This window comes from Alkaliphilus crotonatoxidans, from assembly GCF_054658015.1.
Window position 1 is genome coordinate 86,215 of record NZ_BAAHXS010000001.1, and the last position, 19,843, is coordinate 106,057.

The 19,843-nt window shown below is 39.2% G+C and carries 17 protein-coding genes and 1 riboswitch; of the genes, 15 read left to right on the plus strand and 2 right to left on the minus strand.

Going from position 1 to position 19,843, the window contains the following annotated elements; translation table 11 throughout:
- Positions 1–213 precede the first annotated feature (213 nt).
- Both ACYQ1I_RS00385 and ACYQ1I_RS00390 read left to right on the plus strand, forming a co-directional pair.
- Positions 214–2,445 carry an Eco57I restriction-modification methylase domain-containing protein gene (locus tag ACYQ1I_RS00385; RefSeq protein WP_459761590.1) on the plus strand — a complete coding sequence of 744 codons (2,232 nt, stop codon included), beginning with the start codon at positions 214–216 and terminating at the stop codon, positions 2,443–2,445.
- A gap of 1 nt (position 2,446) precedes the next feature.
- Entirely contained in the window at positions 2,447–3,136 is a 690-nt protein-coding gene (locus ACYQ1I_RS00390) for a hypothetical protein (RefSeq protein ID WP_459761591.1), read from the plus strand.
- Positions 3,137–3,146: 10 nt separating this feature from the next.
- On the opposite strand, the gene ACYQ1I_RS00395 is transcribed toward ACYQ1I_RS00390, so the two are convergent.
- Entirely contained in the window at positions 3,147–4,016 is an 870-nt protein-coding gene (locus ACYQ1I_RS00395; RefSeq protein WP_459761592.1) for a ComEC/Rec2 family competence protein, read from the minus strand.
- A gap of 185 nt (positions 4,017–4,201) precedes the next feature.
- Between ACYQ1I_RS00395 and ACYQ1I_RS00400 the strand changes: the two genes are divergently transcribed.
- The 7 genes from ACYQ1I_RS00400 (at position 4,202) to holA (ending at position 11,944) form a co-directional block, all read left to right on the plus strand.
- Positions 4,202–5,587 (plus strand): TolB family protein, encoded by a 1,386-nt coding sequence (locus ACYQ1I_RS00400; protein ID WP_459761593.1) that lies wholly within the window; start codon positions 4,202–4,204, stop codon positions 5,585–5,587.
- 151 nt (positions 5,588–5,738) lie between these two features.
- Complete coding sequence (locus ACYQ1I_RS00405; RefSeq protein WP_459761594.1) at positions 5,739–7,031, plus strand: tetratricopeptide repeat protein; 1,293 nt, start codon at positions 5,739–5,741, stop codon at positions 7,029–7,031.
- Between the two features lie 27 nt (positions 7,032–7,058).
- On the plus strand, positions 7,059–7,793 hold the full coding sequence (locus ACYQ1I_RS00410) for an MBL fold metallo-hydrolase (protein WP_459761595.1): 735 nt from the start codon (positions 7,059–7,061) through the stop codon (positions 7,791–7,793).
- Positions 7,794–7,871: 78 nt separating this feature from the next.
- The gene (locus ACYQ1I_RS00415) at positions 7,872–8,156 is read left to right on the plus strand and encodes a hypothetical protein (protein WP_459761596.1); all 285 of its coding nucleotides are present in this window, start codon (positions 7,872–7,874) and stop codon (positions 8,154–8,156) included.
- 101 nt (positions 8,157–8,257) lie between these two features.
- The gene (locus ACYQ1I_RS00420; RefSeq protein WP_459761597.1) at positions 8,258–9,376 is read left to right on the plus strand and encodes a YibE/F family protein; all 1,119 of its coding nucleotides are present in this window, start codon (positions 8,258–8,260) and stop codon (positions 9,374–9,376) included.
- Between the two features lie 41 nt (positions 9,377–9,417).
- Positions 9,418–10,956 carry a ComEC/Rec2 family competence protein gene (locus ACYQ1I_RS00425; RefSeq protein WP_459761598.1) on the plus strand — a complete coding sequence of 513 codons (1,539 nt, stop codon included), beginning with the start codon at positions 9,418–9,420 and terminating at the stop codon, positions 10,954–10,956.
- Entirely contained in the window at positions 10,910–11,944 is a 1,035-nt protein-coding gene (holA, locus tag ACYQ1I_RS00430) for a DNA polymerase III subunit delta (protein WP_459761599.1), read from the plus strand. Before ACYQ1I_RS00425 ends, holA begins: the two co-directional genes overlap by 47 nt.
- 88 nt (positions 11,945–12,032) lie before the next feature.
- Here the strand turns inward: holA and rpsT are convergent, their stop codons facing one another.
- On the minus strand, positions 12,033–12,296 hold the full coding sequence (gene rpsT / locus ACYQ1I_RS00435; RefSeq protein WP_459761600.1) for a 30S ribosomal protein S20: 264 nt from the start codon (positions 12,294–12,296) through the stop codon (positions 12,033–12,035).
- Positions 12,297–12,548: 252 nt separating this feature from the next.
- Between rpsT and gpr the strand changes: the two genes are divergently transcribed.
- The 6 genes from gpr to nikA all read left to right on the plus strand — a co-directional run bounded on the left by gpr (position 12,549) and on the right by nikA (position 19,843).
- A complete protein-coding gene (gpr, locus tag ACYQ1I_RS00440) occupies positions 12,549–13,523 on the plus strand; it encodes a GPR endopeptidase (protein WP_459761601.1) in 975 nt (324 codons plus the stop codon).
- Positions 13,524–13,602: 79 nt separating this feature from the next.
- On the plus strand, positions 13,603–14,862 hold the full coding sequence (gene spoIIP / locus ACYQ1I_RS00445) for a stage II sporulation protein P (protein WP_459761602.1): 1,260 nt from the start codon (positions 13,603–13,605) through the stop codon (positions 14,860–14,862).
- Positions 14,863–14,923: 61 nt separating this feature from the next.
- Positions 14,924–15,247: a hypothetical protein gene (locus tag ACYQ1I_RS00450; RefSeq protein WP_459761603.1), complete on the plus strand. Its 324-nt coding sequence runs from the start codon at positions 14,924–14,926 to the stop codon at positions 15,245–15,247.
- An 885-nt stretch (positions 15,248–16,132) separates the two neighbouring features.
- Entirely contained in the window at positions 16,133–16,618 is a 486-nt protein-coding gene (locus ACYQ1I_RS00455; protein WP_459761604.1) for a hypothetical protein, read from the plus strand.
- A 487-nt stretch (positions 16,619–17,105) separates the two neighbouring features.
- On the plus strand, positions 17,106–17,864 hold the full coding sequence (locus tag ACYQ1I_RS00460) for a class I SAM-dependent methyltransferase (RefSeq protein ID WP_459761605.1): 759 nt from the start codon (positions 17,106–17,108) through the stop codon (positions 17,862–17,864).
- A 57-nt stretch (positions 17,865–17,921) separates the two neighbouring features.
- Positions 17,922–18,116: riboswitch (cobalamin riboswitch) on the plus strand.
- A gap of 122 nt (positions 18,117–18,238) precedes the next feature.
- A complete protein-coding gene (gene nikA, locus ACYQ1I_RS00465) occupies positions 18,239–19,843 on the plus strand; it encodes a nickel ABC transporter substrate-binding protein (RefSeq protein ID WP_459761606.1) in 1,605 nt (534 codons plus the stop codon).

Consider the following 19,843-nt stretch of genomic DNA (forward strand, 5'->3'; position numbering starts at 1 on the left):
TTAAGAATGAATTTATGAAAAATAAAAAGGAATTTGTACAATTTTGTAGAATACTTTAATTAACCAACACACATAATTATATTGAATTCAATCATATAAATGCCCAAAAATGTGATTGATACTAGGTGAAGACAGTTGTCTTCCTTTTTTTTCGAGTTTTATACCTGTGTAGAATTTGATATAATAAATGGAAAAAGGATAGGAAAAAACTATATGATCAGGCAATTTAAAGACTATGCAGAAGGATTGATTAAGGAAATAAGCCTTGAAGCAAAGCTTAAAGAGGCAGATGTTCTTCTGTGGGTTTATTTTAATCTATACTTTTATCATCATGAAAATAATCCTGGCTACGGCAGAGAACGGTTTTTAATTCTGCTTCAAATTAATCCTGGGTTTCAGGAAAAGTACACAACCTACGAAAAAATTTCCTTTCGTCACTATGTTAGGCTTGCGGAAGCCGTTTTAAAAAACTTTAGTTTTCTTCCCCAGGAGGGAAAAATCCAGTTGGATTTAAAGGAGATGGAGGCCTATTATGAAGAATTGCTTCATAAAAGCCATCGGAATCGTACCGGAACCTATTATACGTCCCGTATAATTGTCAGAGCCATTATCATTAATAGCTTGAATTGTTTGATTCAGCAGGCTGGCATAGAAGATATGAAGATAGAGAAGCTGTTTCAGAAAAAGGGGCAGCCTGAAGAAAAAGAAAAATTAATACAGCTTGACAGCTTAGTCAGCAATATTCGTATTGCTGATATTGCCTGCGGCGCTGGGGTTTTTTTGAGGGAAGGCCTTGATATTCTTTTTGCTTTAAGCAAGGAACTGAAGAATCAGCTGAAGGAAAATATCAAAGAAGAAACCCTGTTAAGGGAAATAATCAATAAAAATTTATATGGTGTTGATATCCAGCTAGATACTGTCATGCTTTGCAGACTTCTCTTGCTCATGAAATTAGATATACTCTTAAATAGGCCCCTAAGATCGAAGCTTACCCTACATATTTTTCATGGCGATTCCCTGGTAGGCGATGATTTAAGGCATCTGGAGGGACGATTCGATATGGTAATCGGAAACCCGCCCTATATTGGTGAAAGGGGAAATAAAGCTATTTTTGAGGCCATAAAGAAAACCCCCTTTGGGCAAAAATATTATGAGGCTAAAATGGATTATTTCTATTTTTTCCTTTATCGAGGGTGGGAACTATTAAGGCCGGGGGGAGCTTTGGGGTTTATTACCACCAATTACTTTGTGACTGCCGATGGAGCCCAACAGCTTAGAAATTTTATAAAAAATGAGCTAAATCTTTATTTAATGGTGAATTTTAATGAGTTAAAGCTATTTAAAGGGGCCCAGGGTCAGCATAATTTGATTTTGATAGGCCATAAAAGAGGGAACGTCGCTGGGCTTCCGAAGCCCCTTACCTTGATTACCTTTAAGCGTACCGGCAACATCGATGAAAAAATCATTAGTCATGTCTTGATAAACCACAGCCCTCTACCAGAGGTAGAAGTAAATAACATCCGGCAGGAATCAATTTTTGATGACCGGGGTCAGATCATGATTCAAGCAGGTACGGATTCGTCGAAAATCCTGTATAAAATACTAAAGTATAATCCCCGCCGGCTAGAGGTGCTTTTTCGGGTTAATCAAGGAATTGTCAGCGGTGCAGACCGACTTTCGGTTAAGAACGCAGAAGAACTGAGAATGAGGGGACAGGAGGGCCGAGGCATTTTTGTTTTATCTGAGGAAGAGGCTGAATACCTCGGTATAACAGACTCCAGCCTGTTAAAGCCCTTTTATAAGAATAGCGATATTAAGCAGTACCATACCCTCAATAAAAAGAGCCAATTTATTTTGTATATAGATGATCAACAGGAGCTGAATGATTCCAGTCATGCTGTAATCTACCAGCATTTGAAGCAATTCAAGGGACTGCTGGAAAAAAGGCGGGAGGTCAGGCTGGGGCGAAGAAAATGGTACGCCCTGCAATGGCCTCGAAATCAAGTACTTTTTGAGCAGGATAAAATTGTAGTTCCCCAGCGTGCTTATGAAAACAGCTTCGCCTATGTGTCAAAGCCCTGGTATGCCAGTGCTGATGTATATTATTTAACGCAAAAAACGACAGAAATTTCTTATTACGCCATGACGGCACTGTTGAATTCAGCCTTAATCTACTACTGGTTATTTTTCTGCGGAAAGCGTAAGGGGGAATCCCTTGAGCTTTATAGCACGCCCTTGAAGGCCATTCCCATTCCCAGTGTCTTTAAGCCTGGATTCCTTGGGGCCCTTGAGGAGCTGGCAAAGGACATTGAACATCAAGTCGCTGCTGGAAGCCATTATGAAGAACAGCGAAATAAAATTGACAGCCTGGTTTATGATATGTACCAGCTTACCGAAGAGGAACGGAACCAAATCAATTCCTTTATGAAAGGGAGGAAAAAATAATATGATGATTCCATTGCCTTTACACCCCTTTACCCACTATTTAGAGGAGTATAATCCTTCACTGGCTGTTGAGGCCTTACCGAAGGAAATTAACAGTAAAAAAAGACTTTTTTCCAAAGGAACCTTAAGCCTGTACAGGGGGCCGAAAATTCAGCAGCTTTCGGCCATGGCAATTAAGGGGCTGCATTTATATCATTACGATTTTGGCATTGGGTATCCCTCGGCTGAATACTGTTACCCATTGTTTTTATATCAGGTAATTATTGCACCCAAACGGGTGCTGGCCCTGGTACATTATCCCTTTAATCGGCCAGAATATTTCGAGAAGCTGGAAGGAATCCACCAGCTCCTTGAGGAGGATCAGCACCATAGTCAGCTATTAATTAAAGCCTTTAAGCCCCAGGGATTTTTAGGGGATGATGTTTATCATAATCAGTTCAATGGTTTAATCAGGACCACCGATATTGATAAGGCCTATGAAGCCATTGCCAAACTCCTTTCAATCTGGTATGGGGGCCTTATTAAGCAGGAAAAATCCACTGATACTGCTGAAATAGATCAACAGCTTCAGTGGATCAAGAAGTTTTCTGCCAGGTTTTATCACGAAGACTACGGTTACATATCTACCAAGCGATATATGGGGGAGCCCTGGACTAAAAATGTTTTTGAAAATTACTTATTTTTTCTTTAAGAGTTAAGCTTTACTCTAGACCCTTTTCAATTGGTTTTTGGTGGGACCAGATTTTTGTACCATCACAATAAAGGACAATGGTTCCCTGTTGATCAGTACGATACATGGCTGTATTACTAAGCCTTTCGATAATTTCCCTATGGGGGTGCCCATAGGGATTTTCTTTGCCCACAGAAATGGCAGAAATTTCTGGTTGTACCACCTCAAGAAAGGCTTTACTGCTAGAGGTGTCACTTCCATGATGACCCACCCTTAAAAAGTGGCTGGCCAATGCTGAAGGCTCATAATAATTTACTAGGTCATCTTCTACGGGCGTTTCGGCATCCCCCATAAATAAAAAGGCTTTTTGATTATATTGAACTCTGGCAACAACGCTCCAATTATTTAGGTTATCTCCGTAATCCTTTAGGGGGCCAAGAATCTGAAGACTGATTTCATCATTTAGCTGATACGATTGATCGCCTTTGGCCGCTGTAATAGTAAGATTTTTTTCCTCAGCAGCCAATAACATTTTTTCGAAGGTTTTGGTAGTATGTAATACCTGAGGCATAATTAATTCGCCAATTTCAAAGGAATTGATAATTTCCGCCAGGCCCCCGATATGGTCTGAATGGGGGTGAGTGGCAATTAAATAGTCTATTCTTTCGATTTTTAACTTATTTAGATAATTACTGATATAGGGAGCGGCCTCTGCTTCGCCGCCATCAATTAAAATCGTCTTATGGTCAGGGGTGACGATTAAGGTACTGTCTCCCTGTCCAACATCTAATAGGTGAATAGAAAGGGGGGGATTCCCCTGCTGTTCCCCTTGGCAGCCTGATAAAAGCAGTAGCAAAGTAAATAGTAGAATCATCAGTCGGCTAACTTGATAACGTTTCATGGTATGTCTCCTTTTATGTTTATTCTGCTTTATTTATCATAATCCACTGGAACCAAAAAGAAAAGGGGCTAGAGAAAAACGTTTTAATCGAGCAGTTAAAATAGTATAATGATATGGATTGAATAAAAACTGGTCATTATTGGAAAAGATAAGACATATATCACAAAAGCAAACGGAGGGAAATTATGACCTTAAGAAAAGGATTAGCGCTTTTGATATTTGGTATATTGCTCTTGGGTGGCTGTCAGAGCAATAAAGACAAATTAAATTTAGAGGATCAATTGCTGGATCGTCAAGGGACCTATGCCATGAATTTAGTGGGAAATAGCCCTGTAGAAATTGAGCTAACAGGTGAAGAATATTCTATCAGGGGAACTGAAATTCTGGAGACATCAAAACTATTTGAAAATCAAAGTATGCTGAAAATCATAGGAGATGAAAAGCTCTATCAATTGAATTTAGAAGATATGACATGGTCACCAATCAAGGAACTGGTTGATTCAGACCTGATAATCCCTGCAGTAAAGGGGAGCTTTATATGGGTGAAGGAGGGTCAGTATTATACCCTTTATTACCAGGCAGAAGGAGAAAAAAAGAAGGTCTGTGGGGGAATAGCGGCTGAAGATATCGATAATTTTGTATTAAAGGAAGATGGATCAAGGCTGGCCTTTGTGGATTTTAAAAATAAAGAAGTTAGGCTGTATTTCGTTGATAAAGAAAGGCTGACGGTTATCGGCAACCTTCAAACAGAAGAGTTAATGCAGCCCCTCAAGGATTCAGTTAAATTTTCACCCCAGGGCGGTTATATCACCTTTACGATGGGGTCAGAGGGAATACCACGGGGATTTGTCAGCTATGGAGCCGACAGCGGCAGACTGATTCATGAGCTGATCTACGGCATCTATCCCCAATGGAGCCATGATGAAGCTAATATTGCCTTTCTCTACCGAGAGAATGAAAAACCCGTAGATCGTTTACAATGGGGAGGCCAGTCAATGATTTTGTCAGACAAAATTGGTATTTTTAATCGGAGGTCTGGTAAAATAACCATTTGGGATGAAATGCAAAATACAGGTTATATGATGGGCACACCTACCTGGTCAACGGATAGCCATTATTTAACTTACCTTACCGGTGTTGAGGGCCCCACTGATATTCGAGTATTGAACGTAAATCAGAAGACCATTACCCATTTGCAGGATGAAGGGAATTTACAAGGGGTGGCAATGAATGGGCAGTATATTGCCTATTCAGCTTGTGGTGATGAAGAGCAGCTTCATTTTACGATTAAATCATTAAACGGTGATAAAATACAGACCTTTGACGATGTCATGGTCTTTCAATTGAAGGACTTTAACGAAATAAAGCCGGTTAGCTTTGCCCTGTTGGACGAGAAGCTCATCTATGTTAAGGACAATTGTATTTATCAAATGGTCGACGATAAAAGCATTTGTATATTTAAAAACAATCATGAGATCTTGTATATTCAACATTTAAAGGGACTCAATCGACTAGCTGTCAAGCTGAGGGACCCTGAAGGTATCGCCTATAGCATTATTCCCTTTGCATAAAATACAATTTTGCCGTTAAGTTTTTGATAACGGCATTATTTTTTTGTATAATTAAATTATGGAATGAAAACCTATTTTTTATGTTAACAAAACCCCTGAGATATAGTAGAATAAGAAGAAGCTGTAGTTTTGAAAAGAGAGGAGGAGGAAAATGAATATGAATATTTTTTTCTCCAATAAAGCTGAACAGATAGATTTTATTACAAAGCGGTTAAACATAGATGCAATGCGTGGTAATCTTAAAAAACTTGAAAATCCAGCCCCCGGTTTAGCTTCTTTAAGGCTAAAATCCAGCCATAAAGGAATTCCCGGCTTCTGGGTAAATCTTACTTTACAAAATAGTTCAACAGGAAAGCAATTAAAAAATGACATCTATCATTTTATTGAGGAAGACCAATTGGAAGAAATAGTCTTTTTTCCTAAGGAACCCCTTAAGGTTAGGGAGCTGGAGGAGGGCTGGCTTAAAAAATACCGATTACTAGATGAACCTTATCAAGAGGAGGCCTGGAGTATTTTTTACAAGGAAGTCAGGGTTCATATGGGGGCAAAGCGATACGACACAGCATACTATGGACTTTTAGTTATGCTTAAGTACAACCCCTTCTTCTTGAAAAAATATAGGCGCTTTTACCAATTTGAGGAGTTGGCCTACTATTATGAAGAGACAGGTAATATTGGAAAGGCCATCAAGTGCTTAAAGGTTCATTTGATGCTGCAGCCTGATTCCGTTGAGCCTTATTTAAATATGAGCAGTTTTTTCATTATGAACGAAATGGAAGAAGAGGCCATCTCAGTATGTAAGGAGGCCTTGAAAAAAAACCCAAACAATAAGTATTTAATCAGTAATTTAGTATTGGCCCTGAGTAATCTGGGGAATTATGAATATGCTGTGGAATATATGAGAAAAATAATGAGAAAGCAGCCTGATAGTCCTTATTATTGGAAACTGTTGGGTGACCTATTATATGAGATTGAGCGAAATGAAGAAGCGGTGGATTGCTATAAAAGATCCCTTAGACTTTTAAAGAACCAGGATTGGGAATTTATGGCGGATTTGTATAACGGTATAGCCGCCGCCTCCTATGAGCTTGAACATTATGAAGAATCCGTTAGCTATTACAAAAAAGTGTTGGAACACGTACCTAACGATTCTTATGTTTTGTTGAGCTTGAGCCAAATTTATTTTTATAAGCTGGAAAACGTAAATGAAGCCCTGCAATATGGAAAGCTGTTGCTGGAGGGGGCACCAGAAAACGGGTATGGCCATTATCAAATCGGATTAATTTACATGAAGCTTGAAAACTTTGAAAAGGCCAAATGGCACTTGTATCGAGCTAAAAAGATCATGCCCTATTATGAGCCGGTGTTGGAAGCCATTCATTATTTAAAGCAGGTGAATAAAATTATCAAGATTCATGATGTATTTAAAGAAAAAAAGCGATAATATTGTAAGATTAAGGAGCGTTACAGTATGAAACTGACAATTTTGGGCTGTTATGGCCCCTATCCCCGGGCCAGGGGAGCTTGCTCAGGCTATCTGCTAGAGGATGTAGATACTAAAATCTTGATTGACTGCGGCAATGGTGTGTTGTCGAAGCTATTTACCCATTTAAGCGATTTAAATCGCCTGGATGCCATTATTATCAGCCATTTACACCCAGATCATATGGCTGATTTACTGGTATTAAGGTATAAGATATTTTTTGATCAGAGCAAGGGAAAATTAGGTCAGGCTGTGCCCCTTTATATACCTGCCAGCCCCCAGGATGAATTTGAAAGGATTCAGTATAATCAAGCCTATCATATACAGACAATACAAAGTGATTTATTACTTGACATTAAAGGGATTAAAATTCGATTTATCAAAACTGATCATCCTATTGAATGTTATGGAATGTCCTTTGAAAAGGGTGGTAAAAAATTGGTTTATTCTGGTGATACCAAATATTTCGATGGCCTGCTGGACTTTGCAAGGGGCAGTGATTTATTTTTGTGCGATGCAGGATTAACTGATCGAGACTGGACCGAAGCCGCACCTCATCTTTCGGCCAGACAAGCGGGAAAGGTTGCCCATGATGCACAGGTAAAAAGATTACTTCTATCCCATTTGTATCCTGGCACCAATACACTGCAGCTCTATAACGAGGCCAGAGAAACCTTTCCCTATATGATTGAGGTGGCTGAGGAAAAAACCTATTTTGTTTAATGATGCTCGGCAGATAATTTAGGCTGCTTCTGGCAATACTAACTAAGAAGCTGGCATGCTGAGAAAGGTGGGTTTAGCTTGATAAATGGTATACAGGAAAGGCGAATAAAAAAGGAAGCAGGCTATCATGTAACCTTGGAAATTCCAGAAAAGGAATATTTGCAAATTTACGAAGATGTGAATGAGGATGCCGCAAGCCATATTGTAGACGTATTTTTAAACTACTATCAGGATGATGGAAGACCTCAGAATATTGAAATTAACCATGATAAGCAAAATCACATGATTAGCATCAGTACACTGTTAACCTATGAGGGAAATGATCATACTGATCCTCGGCCAACGCCCCATCATCTTCATTAAAAAGTAACTGTAAAGAAGGAGCCATATTTAGGCTCCTTTTCTCACCATTGACGTAAACAATTCCTTCGGTTATAATAGCAACAGTAGAAGGGGGGATCCCAATGAAAAAACTGATTGTATTAATTCTTACTTTGTCAGTGTTGCTGAACATTGGTGCTGTCAATGCATCGGAAGATATGGAAAGCTATGTGGAGCGTGGGAAAGTCTTGAAGGTAGAGGCCACACCCCAGGAAGATCAGAGCTTTTTAGAAACCTATCAAGTTACCTTAAAAATCCTTTCAGGTGAATTTAAGGGAGAGGTTGTAACCATTGAACATACCTTGACAGACAGCTATGCCTATGACATACCAGTAAAGGCCGGAGACAAGGTTTTGCTAATAATAGATGAGTACATTGAAGCAGGAGAAACAACCTATGAAATACATATAACGGAATATGTCCGTGATACTTACGTATATGTTGTAGTGGCAATATTTGTCGCTTTATTGCTATTGATAGGCAGAAAGGCAGGCCTTAAAACCTTGATCTCCTTAACCTTAACCATTGTGTTAATCGTGAAGGTATTACTGCCTGGTATGCTAAAAGGGTATAGTCCCATACTATTAACCATTATTGTAGCCCTTTTGACAACAGTTATAACCATTTTATTGATTTCAGGAATTAATAATAAAAGCATTGCTGCAATACTGGGAATTCTGGGAGGTATTTTGGCAGCGGGATTTATTACCTTCTATGTGGGCTCCAAGGTTAAACTGACGGGGCTTTCGGGTGAGGAAGTGGGAATGCTGATGTTTATTCCCCAGGGAATCGATTTTGACTTTAGGGGGCTACTGTTTTCAGGAATTATGCTGGGCTCCCTGGGGGCTGTTATGGATGTGGGTATTTCCATTGCCTCCGCTATGGAAGAGGTAAAGCGGGCTAACCCATTGATTAAAACCAAGGACTTATTCCTTTCGGGAATGAACGTGGGACGAGATATGATGGGAACCATGTCAAACACCTTGATTCTGGCCTATACCGGCAGTACCATACCGCTGCTATTGGTGTTTATGGCCTATGAAACCAGTTTACTAAAAATAATCAATCTAGATATTATTGCTTCAGAAATTATTAGAGCTTTTGCCGGGACCATTGGGTTAATCCTAACCATACCGATTACAGCTATTTCCAGCAGCCTTCTTAATGAAGGAAAAAAGAAGGTGGAAAATAAAGGAGTTTAATAGATCGTATCGAAAAATAAACAAAAAGGAGGGGATTTGTCATGAAAAGACCCTTTGTAATATTGTTTATTTTTCTTGTTTTAGGGATGATCCTTCAAAGATTTCTTGATCTTTCCATCAGCCCCTTTAAGCTATTGATTTTATATGGAATCCTTAGCCTATTGACCCTTCTTATTCAAGAAGGTAAGTGGATTGGAATTGCCTTCATTACTCTGATATTAGGTATCGCCGTACAGCAATATGTTGATCAAATCCCCAGCAGGCTGCCCCCTTCCGATCAACCCTATTCCAGGATGACGATGAGGGTTCTTTCATCCCCCAGGGAAAGAAACTGGTATTGGGAAGCCGATGTAAAGATTTTAAAGGTCCAAAAGGATGGTCGAGAATACGGGGTTAACCAGCGCTCTAAGCTGCAAATACCTAAATCTGTACCCATTCAAGACCTTAAACCTGGATACTTATTGGAAGGCCGAGGCGTGAGGCTGGTTTCGACATTGACCGAGGGGCCCTTTACCGGCTATGATGCTTATTTACGAAGTAGGGGGATATTCCATATTATTAGAATTTCATCACCTGATCAATTAAAAGCAGAGCTGCCTTCAAGGTCTTCTTTGAAATTGTTCAGCGGTAGAATACGTTCTAGTATTGAAGATTACATCACCATTAGCCTGGGGGAGGCCCAGGGTAATTTATTGAAAAGTATTTTGCTTGGAAACCAAGGATACTTAGACGAAGCAATGTTGTCGAATTTTTCCAAAAGTGGAACGGCCCATATTATAGCAGTTTCGGGGCTGCATATAGGCATATTGGTGATGATATTAGAGAGGCTGTTGACCTTTCTTTCGATAGGTAGAAATCCAAGGCTTTTGATTACCCTGATATTGATTACATTTTATGGATTTATGGTTGGTCTACCCATTTCCATTGTAAGGGCAGGAATGATGTATATGCTCTATGTCATGGCCTATTTTTTGCATAGAAGATATGATTCCGTCAATAGCCTTATGCTGATCGGTTTTATTTCAGTTGTTTCAAACCCCTATGCCCTCGGTACGGTTTCCTTCCAGCTTTCCTTTGGAGCGACCCTGAGTATTCTATTGTTTTATCCCATTATGGCAAAGGCCTTAAAGGGGCTGCCCAAGGCCATCGGGGGCTTAATGGCGGTTACCCTGGCTGCCCAGCTGGGTACTGTACCAATTATATTGTATCATTTTCAACAAATATCGATCATATCTCCTTTGGCCAATTTACTGATTGTACCGCTTTTAGGGCTGATCTTGACCCTAGCCCTGGGCTCTGTTACCCTAGGTATTTTGGTTAAGCCCCTGGGATTGTGGGTGAACCGGTTAATTCACCTGCTTTTGACCTACATCAATGGTATGGTTCAATGGTTGGGAAGTTTAAGGTTTAGCAGTATTACTATTGAGGAGATTTCTATTGTTTACCTGGTATTATATTATTTGATTTTAGCAGTTATCTATATTATCTTACCCCAATCCAGAGGATACGGATGGAAAGAGGAGTTGCAAAACAATGAGCTATCAACAGCTATTACAGGCCATAGAAGCCAAACAAATTGACAAACTTTATCTGTTGTACGGAGAAGAACAGTATTTAATAGAAGAAATTGTGGAGAAGATTAAAAATGCCTTGATCGCCAGAGAGTTTGAAAGCTTAAATTTCTTTCAACTGGACGGAAAGGACTTAACCCTGGAGAAATTAATTGATGCTTGTGAAACCCTGCCCTTTATGGCCGAGAGAAAATTAATCATCATTAAAGATTTTGATGCCTTTCAAGGAAAGAAACGGGTATTGTCAGAGACCGAGGAGGAACAATTGGCTGCCTATTTTTCAAAAATACCTGATTCAACCTGCCTGGTTTTTTATGGCCATTCAGCTATCGACAATCGAAAAAAGCTGGTAAAGGCCCTGGGAAAGGCAGGTTACCTTATTAAGCTCGACCGATTAAAGGAGGCAGAATTAAATAAGTGGATTTTGGATTTTGTAAAGCTTCAAGGAAAGAAAATTGAACCCCGGGAGCTAAGCTACTTTATCAGTCAATTAGACTACTTTGGTAAGAATGCCAGTCAAACCTTAATGGATATTACCAATGAAATCAAAAAGATTATTGCCTTCATGGGTACGGCAGATAAAATTGAGGCAGCTCATATTGACCAAATTTCAATATTTAAGTTTCAAAACGATATCTTTAAGCTGCTGGATTCCCTGGGTAAAAAAAATCTTTCAGAGGCTATGACCAGACTCGATGATCTATTGGCCGAGGGCGAAGTGTTAATTCGGCTGATGAGTACCTTAAGTAATCAGATTAAACATATTTTAGCCACTAAACTGCTTTTAGACGAGGGATACTCCCCCAAGATGGTTGCTGCTAAAATTGGAATACACCCCTATACTGCCTCCAAGTGCGCAGCCCAGAGCAAAAATTATACGATTAAAAGGCTTAGGGAGCTGTTAAATCTGTTTCTGGAAATGGACTATCGTATAAAATCAGGAAAAATCAATGACCGAGTAGCAATGGAATTACTTTTAACTGAGATGTGCCGCTAAAGGCATATCAAAAAAGCAAAAAAGCGTACTGTTTGTACGCTTGTTTCATTTTATTTGATTCACTAAGACACGGTTTTAAGTAGGAAAATTAGATTGCTTTGTTAAGTCTTTTAGCTAATCTAGATACTTTTCTAGATGCCTTAGCCTTATGAACTACACCCTTAGCAGCAGCTTGGTGTAACTTCTTCTCAACAAATCTTAATTTAGCCTTTGCTTCATCAAAATTACCGCCTGAAATCGCTTCTTCAAACCTTTTGATTGCAGTCTTAAGTTGAGACTTCACCATTCTGTTTCTTGCCGTTTTCTTAGCGATGACTTTAATTCTCTTTTTAGCTGATTTGATATTTGCCAATCTGTTCACCCCCTTACGTGGTCACTAACACAGTAATTTTATCAGAAATAGCACTAAATTGCAATAAAAAATATTCTTTTTGTACAATATTAAAATGTCAAGCTTATTTTCATTCTTAGTTTCTGTTATAACCATTATTTACTTTCAGTATACCAAAATAGAAAAAAATAAATATAACCCCCAATCAAGCTAAATATTTTTGGGTCAATTGTCCCATAATAAAGTAAATACATATTAAAGAGGGTGAAAGGTATGTTTCAAGTTAGAACAGACCTGGCCATGGAGGCCAGAGAGCTATATCAAGAGAATAAGCAGCAGGAAATTTCAGGTGTATCGGTACAGCAGGAGGAGCTAAAGGACATTAAAATTACCAGGGTTGAAGTATTAAATGATGAAGCTGCCCAAGTAATGGGAAAGCCAAAGGGGAGCTATGTGACATTGGAGTGTATGGGCTTAAGGAGATCTGATGCTGATTTAAAGGACGAGGTCAGCCAGGTGTTGGCCAGGGAAATTAAAGCCCTGGCAGGAAATCGTAAACAGCTTCGGGCCTTGATTGTGGGCCTAGGAAACTGGAATGTAACCCCCGATGCCCTCGGCCCAAAGGTGGTTTCTAAGGTTTATGTGACCAGGCATCTTTTTCAAATGTATAATAAGAAGAGTGATCAGGATTTGGCAGAAGTCAGTGCCATTTCTCCCGGTGTAATGGGGACAACCGGGGTGGAAACCAGTGAAACCATTCAGGGGATTGTGGAAAAAATTAAGCCTGATCTGGTGGTGGCGGTGGATGCCCTGGCTTCTAGAAAGATGGAACGGGTCAATACCACGATTCAGATTTCCAATACTGGCATTAGTCCAGGTTCAGGAATTGGCAGCAAGCGAAAGGCCCTTGATCAAGAAACCCTGGGTGTACCGGTGATTGCCATTGGGGTACCCACTGTAGTTGATGCGGCCACCCTGACCAGTGATACAATTGATATGGTCATAGAGGCCTTTACTCGTCAGGCCAGCAAGGGAAGCGATTTTTATCAAATGTTGAAGGGTCTGAAGGGAGAAGAAAAGTATTCTCTAATCAGGGAAATTTTAGAGCCCTATAATGCCAATGTCATGGTAACTCCCAAGGATATTGACGAGGTGATTACAAACCTGTCTCAGATTATTGCCAATGCTTTGAATATCGCCCTGCATCCCGGCATCGATTTAAAGGATGTTAATCGTTATATTCATTAAAGAATCAAGAAACGGTTGTCATAAAAATGGCACCCCCTTCATATGTATCTATAGAAACTTATGAAGGCGGGTGCTTAATTTGTTCACTAAAAAACGCAGGGTTTTTAATGATTATCGAAATGTCATCATTATGATTTTAATATTAGCCATCTTTTTAATGCTGGGAAAAATGATATTTAACCATAATATATTGGCCTCAAGTAATCGAGAAACGACAACAATAGAAACAAGACAGCTTATCCTTGGACAACCTGAGGTCTATCAACAGTTTTTGAAAAGGGTAGTTCATCAGGTGCTTCCAGCCCCAGGGGCTGAAGGCCCTTTAGAAGGTCTGGTGGGCAGTATAAAAAATTATTATCAATCCTTTGTCAAAGAGGTTTTCTTTGTTGATTTAAGGAATCCCTACACCTTTATTAAGTCCCAGTTTCCAGCCCTGGCCCTTTATGATAAGGGAACGGTCCTTGCCAGCGCAGGGATTTCCCTAGAGGAAGAAGGGCCGGAGGCTCCTATAATTGATCTCACCCAGGACAATATCAGCAAAGACCACACTGAAGAGGAGCTGCCCGATGCAGATCCCGATGATCTGGGAGAGGCAGGAGAAGGAATTTATATTCCCGATGAGAATGATATTATCGATAGCTTAAGTCAGAATGGAACCCTGGTACTGGATGATAATGCCCTTCCAGCTAAAGTTACCTTAGAAAAGGACCAGCCTCAAATATTGATTTATCATACCCATGGTACCGAATCCTATCAGCCTGCCTCTGAGGGAAACTTTCACACCCTTAGAAAGGAATATTCCGTCATTGCCATAGGTGAAATCCTGGCAAAGGAGCTGGAAAGCCAGGGCTATCGGGTAATTCATGATACTACCTATCATGATTATCCCTCCTACAATGGGTCCTACAGCCGATCACTAAGCACTGCTCAGGAAATTTTGAAGAAACATCCTTCAATTAAGGTGATATTTGATGTTCACCGGGATGGCTATGACCAGGTGGAAACCACTCCCAATCGAGACAATTTAATTCGTAATAATCAGGCATTCATTAACAACGAAACAACCACAAAATTTCAGCCAGTCATTGGCTCTGAAACCCCTAATCGCAATGAAGTAGAAGCCTTTGCAAGGCTATTGAAAACCGTCAGCGATCAACGATACCCCGGCTTCAGTAAAGAAATCCTGGTGAAGCCCTATGGCAGGTTCAATCAATTCCTGGTGGATCATTATGCTTTGCTGGAGGTTGGCAGTAATGCCAATACCATAGAAGAAGCACGAAAAACAGCCTATTATTTAGCTAAGGTCATTGGTGAGGCGCTGCAATATATCATTGAATAAAAAATGTATCAGTTTTGACTAAAACCGGCCTAAAATGTTTACAATACCAATGGTGATGTAAATGGGTCGAGTAGAGGCAAAAAAACAAATTAAAAAGAGAAGACAAAGAGTATATTTAACCATTACACTGATTATGTTGATATTAATAGTGGGGCTGGTGGCTGTTGATGAGGCCCATCGGGAAATGATGGCCCGATATGATGCGGTGGGGGTTTTAGGATATTACCGGGAAGGGCCTTATCATGTTTTTCAGTTGATTGGTCAGGAATATTACATCGATCAGGAAATGGTGATGGAAACAGTCGAGACCTTTACTGTCAAATGGAAGGAAAGGATCATGACTATGGTTGAAAGACTTAAGGACAAAATTTCTACCAACGGTTAACGGCAAATAGGATAGGACAAAGAATTACCGTACTATGATATAATAATTAAAAATTTTTTGATACCACACTTTTCGATATGAAAAGCTACTAAGCGATGCTGCTTAGTAGCTTTTTTAGTATTAGTCATTGGTAAATGCTATAAATAATCAAAATGATATTTCTGTGAACATCCATTACTAGATTAGCGGGATTCGTCTACTAGAGCACAAGTAAAATTTGATAATATTAAAAAAGTGAATATAAGGGTTGACTGGATAAATATCCCATGGTATTATAAGGTATAATTGTAAGTTGTTATTTCTTCACAGAAAATAGTTTGCAATATAGTTAAGATGCCTATTGAGGAAATTACTAAATATATCACAATTATTGTGCAACGAATTAATACAAAATAAAATATAACTTTTATAAGATTCGTGTAGGAAAATCTCTTTTTAAACATTTTGTTAAGTGAAGGCAGTTAATTTATTAACCTTACTAAATGTAGAAAGGATGTGGTTCCAATGAAAGTTAAAAGATAGGCGGCATTTTTATTGATTCAAATGCTATTTCAAATAAAGCATTTTAGTCCGTATAATAAATGCCGCTTTTTTCATTTCAAGGTAATGTGAGTAGAATGTCGATAACTCCACGATGAGATAAGGTTAGCGATCTTATGCTTGGCCTGTATTTTTTTAAACTATGAGCTGTTTGCTAATTTATCTCAATTAATTAAAGAAATAAAGTGGACAGGCTATGCAAATATCACGTTACCTAGTGTTATAAGGCTTTCATATAGTAAACCTATTTCAAGTCACTAAGTTTAAAACTAGAGATATTAAAAGCCTTAAGTAACTAACATAATATTTTTCAGAAAAAACAATTCAAAAATAGGAGGTTATTTAATGAAATTAAAAGATGTATTTTATTTTATTCTAATGTTGACTGTGATTTTGACTTTATCTGGGATACAAGTTTTTGCAGAAGCTCCAATGAATTTCGGCGATAATTGGGTAATGTTTAGCAGTGAAGATGAAAGAGATTTGCACACTGAAAAGGACAGTGCCATGGTAATTTATTCCGAGGGTGAAGTCTTATTTAAATTACACTATGATACTGCTGAATTTACAGAAGAGCTAGTGTCAGAAATTGCAAAAGATACGATTATTGAGAATTACGTTAAAAATGAAAATGCAATAGTAGAACCACAAGTGGTCACATGCTGTAGTAATCCTATTTGGAGAGATTATATACAGGAAAATCATACAAGGCGTGGGAACACTTGCTATGTAGATGTATATGATCGCTACATTTGTAATAATTGTGGAACAAGTTATAGAGAATATAGTCATTCTTATTCTCATTCAGCAGCAAGTTGCCCTTACCTGTAAATGATAAAGTGCCCCCACAGTAAAATGTGGGGGACTTTATCATTTACATCATTGCGGTGATTGCTGTAGGCTGTAGTTAATTTAAATCTATATTGGAATTGTCAAGCGACATCCAAGAAAACTGGACGTCTATAATATGAAATCAGAAGAAAAGATCCTTAGGTGTTATTAGAAAGATGCTTGAAGGATAGTTGAAGGCTTATACGATACACCGCTTGAATTATTTGCTACATACCAGTTAAACTGGCATTATGTTGACAGATTTAAAATAAAATGATAAAATCTAAAATGTCGATTTATGTTTGTTCACTCTGAAAGATGCTGATTTTTAATTGATGTATATTATAATTGATGTATATTATATTAGTTTAATATTTTTTAAATGGAACCACGAAGGTTTTATTCAATACAGAAGGTATTGATTAGCTTTTCGTGTTTTTTTATTTTTTGCTAAATCAATTATTCATAATTGGAGGAATGACATGGCATGGGAGTGCTTTTAGAAGCGGTAGAACAATATTGGAATGTAAGGGCTGACGGGTATTGTCAGACCAATCTTGAGGAGCTGAACAGCTTCAAGCGTCAGGCCTGGATTGATTTAATTAATGAATATGCACCAAAGAAGCCAGGAAAAAAGTTAAAGGTATTGGATATAGGAACAGGGCCAGGGTTTTTAGCAATCATTATGGCCGATTGCGGTCATGAGGTGACAGCAGTTGATTATACAGAAGGAATGCTTCAAAGAGCCGTTAATAATGCAGGTAGATATCATCAGCATATCGATTTTAAACGGATGGATGCCCATAATTTGGAGTTTGAGGATAATACCTTTGATCTTATTATCTCTCGGAATTTGACCTGGAATTTAGAAAGACCCCATGAGGCCTACAGGGAGTGGCACCGGGTGCTGGCCTGTTGCGGCCGATTATTAAACTTCGATGCCAACTGGTATTTACATGTGCACGATCATGAGAAGAGAAGGGCCTATGAGGAGGATAGAAAGAAGGCAAGGGAGAAGGGCTTCAAGGATCATTATATCCATACCGATACAAAGGCCATGGAGGCCATAGCAAAAAGCCTTCCCTTAAGCCGGGAATACAGGCCTCAATGGGATACAAGGGAGATGCTAAAAATAGGCTTTAAAAAAATATGGATAGATACTCAAATTGGGGAAAGGGTTTGGGATGAAGAGGAAAGGGTCAACTATGGGTCAACCCCTATGTTTATGATTGGGGCAGAAAAGTAAGCTATAATCAATATTGACAGGAAATCATTGGCAATATATAATTAGATTGTCCTAAATCTAAATAATATAGTAGTAGGTTTGAAGGACAGCTTAAGGCTGAACCTTCAATTAAAAGGGAAACAGGTGAAATTCCTGTACGGTCCCGCCGCTGTAATAGAGAAGTAGTGTAAAAGGATGCCACTGTTGACACGGGAAGGCTTTACACTGTGATGATCCTAGAGTCAGAAGACCTGCCTGCTGCTAAATATCATAACTCTACGGAGTATAGGGGGTATGTTTAAAATGGCTATTTTTTGCTAATGATCTCCTTTCTTAAGATGAGGAGATTTTTTTGTTTTTGTTTACTGAAACTAAATTGAGGGGAGAAAAAACAGATGAGGCATAAAAGGCTTGTGGTGGCTTTATTGATTTTACTTTTGGGATTTTCACAGATTGCCTGTAGACAGTCAAAAATAGAAGCAAAGGGGGACGCCGGTAATCAGGAAAAAACTCAACTGGTCTATGCCAGTACGAAGGATATTAGGGACATTAATCCCCATCTTTACTCAGGAGAGATGGCAGCCCAAAACATGGTCTTTGAATCTTTGGTTATTAATACGGAGGAGGGAATTAAGCCCTGGCTGGCTAAGGATTGGGAAATATCAGAGGATGGAAGGGTCTATACATTTAAATTAAGAGAAGACGTAAAGTTTACCGATGGAGAGGATTTTAATGCCCTGGCAGTTAAAATGAATATTGATGCTGTTATGGCTAACGATGAAAGGCATGCGTGGCTGGAATTGGTAAATCAAATAGACTATGTTGAAATTGTAGATGACTATACGATTAACCTGGTACTTAAAAATGCCTATTATCCAGCTTTAAGTGAGTTGGGCTTAACAAGACCCTTTCGATTTATATCCCCCAGCTGCTTTATAGATGGCAATACAAAATCAGGGGTGCAAGGCTATATTGGAACAGGACCCTGGATATTGAAGGAGCATAAAGAAAATCAATATGCAGTATTTACGGCTAATGAATCCTATTGGGGAGAACAGGCCCGGCTTGACTCAATAAAATGGCAGGTAATGCCGGATCATCAGACCATACTCCTGGCCCTTCAAAAGGGAGAAGTTGATCTGTTGTTTGGGGCCGATGGAGACATGATTGATTTAGATTCCTTTAAGGCCCTGGAAGGACAGGAGCAGTATGAAACACTAATGAGCAGCCCCATCGCCTCAAGGGCAATTTTGTTAAATTCCAATAGAGAGATCACAGGGGACATTAAGGTGAGAGAGGCCCTACAGTATGGGGTGGATAAGGCAGCCATTGCCGATGGTATACTCAATGGATCAGAAACGGTGGCAGATACCCTGTTGTCCCCCACTGTACCCTATAGTAACTTAAATTTAAAAAAACGGATCTATGATATTGAGCAGGCATCGAAGCTTTTGGAGGAGGCGGGCTGGAAGCTGGAGGACGACGGCTATCGGTATAAGGATGGCCGTAAAATGGAGCTCTCTATCTATTATAATTCAGACAACAGCCAGGAACGTACCATCAGTGAATTGATACAGGATAACATGAAGGATATCGGTGTCAGCTTAAAAATTGTAGGAGAGGAAAAGCAAGCCTTCCTGGATCGTCAAAAATCAGGAGACTTCGATCTTCAATATTCACTATCCTGGGGGGTACCCTACGACCCTCAATCTTATCTATCCTCCTGGAGAATACCGGCCCATGGTGATTATCAGGCCCAGGTAGGACTTGAAAGAAAGGAATGGCTGGATGAGATGATTGGGCAGGTGATGGTAGAGCCTGACGAAAATATACGCCAGGTAATGTATGCAGAAATCATTGGCTATATTCATGATGCCTGTGTTTATATACCATTAACCTATTCAAGAACAAAGGCTGTTCATGTATCCTCGTTAAAAGGTGTGGGCTTTAATGTATCTCAATATGAAATACCCTTTGAAAGGATGTATTTTGAGGAGTAG